General features: G+C 60.5%; 5 protein-coding genes. 2 read left to right on the top strand and 3 right to left on the bottom strand.

The genetic code is table 11. From position 1 onward, the window contains the following. From H7C86_RS36765 to H7C86_RS36755, 3 genes are all read right to left on the bottom strand, one after another. Nucleotides 1-816, bottom strand: an 816-nt coding sequence (locus H7C86_RS36765) for a Fic family protein (RefSeq protein WP_182263505.1), incomplete at its 3' end; no start/stop codon positions are given. A 6-nt stretch (nucleotides 817-822) separates the two neighbouring features. Further along, nucleotides 823-1,023: a hypothetical protein gene (locus H7C86_RS36760; RefSeq protein ID WP_144440138.1), complete on the bottom strand. Its 201-nt coding sequence runs from the start codon at nucleotides 1,021-1,023 to the stop codon at nucleotides 823-825. Next, nucleotides 1,020-1,271, bottom strand: coding sequence for an antitoxin VbhA family protein (locus H7C86_RS36755; RefSeq protein ID WP_037121482.1), 252 nt, complete (start codon nucleotides 1,269-1,271; stop codon nucleotides 1,020-1,022). The genes H7C86_RS36760 and H7C86_RS36755 overlap by 4 nt, the downstream gene beginning before the upstream one ends. Before the next feature lie 535 nt (nucleotides 1,272-1,806). On the opposite strand from H7C86_RS36755, the gene H7C86_RS36750 reads away from it, so the two are divergent. Together H7C86_RS36750 and H7C86_RS37095 are read left to right on the top strand one after the other, a co-directional pair. After that, the gene (locus tag H7C86_RS36750) at nucleotides 1,807-2,433 is read left to right on the top strand and encodes a hypothetical protein (protein WP_182263504.1); all 627 of its coding nucleotides are present in this window, start codon (nucleotides 1,807-1,809) and stop codon (nucleotides 2,431-2,433) included. A gap of 28 nt (nucleotides 2,434-2,461) precedes the next feature. Beyond that, complete coding sequence (locus H7C86_RS37095; protein WP_197942352.1) at nucleotides 2,462-2,599, top strand: hypothetical protein; 138 nt, start codon at nucleotides 2,462-2,464, stop codon at nucleotides 2,597-2,599. The last annotated feature ends 67 nt before the right edge of the window (nucleotides 2,600-2,666 follow it).

Raw genomic sequence — 2,666 nt, 5'->3', positions numbered from 1 at the left:
TGTGGCCGAGCTGCGGCCTCGTGTCGTTGTCGGTGGCGACGGGAAGGCGAGTCGCACGTTGCGCATGAGGTCCTCGAGGTGGGCGCCTTCGGCGGACCGCGCCGATACCGGTGGGTGCGCTTCGGTGAGGGCTTTGTTCAGCACCGCTTCGAGGCGGTCTGTTCGGGTGGTGGATTGGTTGTAGAAGCGTGCGTAGACGAATTCGGTTCGTAGCGGCGCATTTTCGGAGAATTGTGCGATGTCGAGTTCGTATCCGGCATGGCGGGAGAGTTCGGAGAAGAACACGAATTGTGTTCGGGTGTTTCCTTCTCGGAAACTGTGGATGGTGTTGATTTCGCCCCAGTGTTCAGCGAGACCGGTGAGGAATTCTTCGCGGCCTCGGCCGCGGAGGAGGTCTTGTTTCGCGAGTCGGCGGAATTGGAGGTCGGCGGCGTCGGCGATGGCGGGGGCTGGGTAGTAGCCGTAGTTGACCGTGGGCGCGTGGGGATCACCGGGAGGATAATTGACGACGTCGGGTCCGCTTTTACTCATTTGGTTGAGTGGGCCGGTACGTTCTTTTCCGGCCCAGTCGTAGACGTCTTGGAACAAGGTCCGGTGGATGGCTTTGAGGTGGTTGTAGTCGAACTTTCCGGAGACCGGTGTGCGGGCTAGTTCACCCATGCGTATGTGGGTGGCAGCTTCTTCGTAGCTGCGGAGCTTGTCAGGATCCGTTGTTCCGTACGGTTCGGCTGTGCTGGTCAGCTTGTTGCGTAGAACAGTTGTTCCTGGGATGTAGTAGTCATCCCAGGAACGGAACTGCGAAGTTTTCGGCGGCAAGGGTCGTCAGTACCCCAGTGTGCGGCGCAGCGCGGACAGCTCTTGTTCTGCTGTTTTCTCGCCTGTGAGTACTCGGCGGGTCGCGGCTTCGTTTTCTTCGGTGACGGTACCGCCGGCCAGTCGAACGCCGGCGGTGGCGAACTGGACAGATTCTTCGATGCTGCGAGCGCCCGCGTGCTGGTCGGCGACTTTGCGTGCTGTGGTCATGAGCATTGCTCCTTGCGTTGATTTCGTGCTGTGAGCGCTGCAGCGATGGCAAGGCTCACGGCTTCGTCCCCGGTGATTTCTCCGCGTAATTGCCTACGGCCGATTTCGAGATCAGCGGCGGTGGGTTCCATACCTGCCATGCGGTGACCGGCGGTCGCTGCGGCAAGTGCACGATCGATTTCAGCTTCGGTCAGGCGCGATTGCGAAATGAGCGATGAGGGACGTGTGGTGAGGTGGGAGTCGGTCACCAGCGCTCCTTCATCGTCTCAAAAGTTTGTTGGCACGGGACGTGCACATCGTTATCTATTCTACCTGATCATTGCCGGTTTTCGAGGATGAGCGACCACTGGAACGGGGCCAAAACGGAGCACGGAAGCCGACATTCTCCGCAAACTGAGCCGGAATATTGTCGCTTGAATTCACGGCGCAGATGAGATGACCTGATTTGCTCGGCATCACGGCTTGATGCCCACATCTGCGCTCTGGCGCTGTTACCGTCTCCGACCTAAACAACCGCCGCGCTCAAAACCTGGGGCGTCAGTGTTGATCTCCAGATTCAGTCGGGTAACAGCTTGAATCGAGCGTCAGGAGCCGGAAGTGACCTTCGTCAGCGATGCTCCGATGCCGCTGCTTGGGATGCTCGCGTCACTAGGTCACTGCCGGCGGTCCAGCTGATATCAATCAGGCGCCCGCATGCGAACTCCCAACTGTGATACCTGTCAGACCCTGCACCTACCGTCATCCGGTACCAACAGCTCGAATCGAGATTTCAGGAGGCCGGTGATGTCGTTCGTCAACGACGCCCCACTGCCGCTTCCCGGGATGCCCGACAGCGTCCCCGCACCGCCTGCGTTCCAGATGACGCTGATTGGTCAACCGCAACCGGTCCGGATCCCCGAACGCTTGTGGCGGTCCTGGCTCGACGATTCTGCTGTCGTTTTCCGATTTCAATCCAAACGCTACCGACGACAACACAATCAGTGCTGGCCTTGGATCGGCGGGGTGTCCTCGACCGGGCATGGTTCCTTCCGGGCGGCGAGTCTGCCCGGGCCGTCCCGTCGCGGCACCGTTCCGTCACATTTGTTCGCTTACCAGCTCGAACACGGGGTGATTCCGCGGTTGGGATGGTCAGGCACCGATGACGCTGTGCTCTGTCACCAGTGCGATTTCGCGGGCTGCACCAACCCCAACCACCTGCTGCTGGGAACCAATCGCACCAACCGCAACGAATACGACCTACGGCGCCGCAACATCTCCAGTCCACTTGCCGACGTCCGCGGCCCCGCCGGCCGTACCCGCGCCATCGCCGAAGCCATCCGAACCGGTCTCGACCGCAACGAAGACCTCGACAGCATCGAGGAAAGCATCCTCCACGCCGAGCAGGCCGGGCTGCCGTTCACACTGTGGTGATTCGGGCCACCGTGACATAGTTCGTGTCATGGGGCAGACGACGGCAACGATGCGGGAGTGGCACGGCGAACTGGGTTGGGGAGTGCTGGACTCCCCGGAAACTCCTGGTGGGCCAGCCCTTCTACTTCAGCCCCGCGTCAGCAACGTCCATAACCGCAACAACTAGCTCGCACTATCCGAATTGTGCTGAATGGTCGCCTGCAAGTGGTTGGTTTCTTCGCGGTAGACCACCA

The organism is Rhodococcus sp. UFZ-B548 (assembly GCF_903819475.1).
Classification (GTDB): Bacteria; Actinomycetota; Actinomycetes; order Mycobacteriales; family Mycobacteriaceae; genus Rhodococcus_F; species Rhodococcus_F erythropolis.
This window is presented reverse-complemented; position numbering and strand designations above follow the sequence as displayed.

Excerpts from the sequence above, each read along its gene's own strand:
- H7C86_RS36760 (WP_144440138.1), bottom strand. The coding sequence starts at position 1,023 with ATGACCACAGCACGCAAAGTCGCCGACCAGCACGCGGGCGCTCGCAGC.
- H7C86_RS36750 (WP_182263504.1), top strand. The coding sequence starts at position 1,807 with ATGTCGTTCGTCAACGACGCCCCACTGCCGCTTCCCGGGATGCCCGAC.
- H7C86_RS37095 (WP_197942352.1), top strand. The coding sequence starts at position 2,462 with ATGGGGCAGACGACGGCAACGATGCGGGAGTGGCACGGCGAACTGGGT.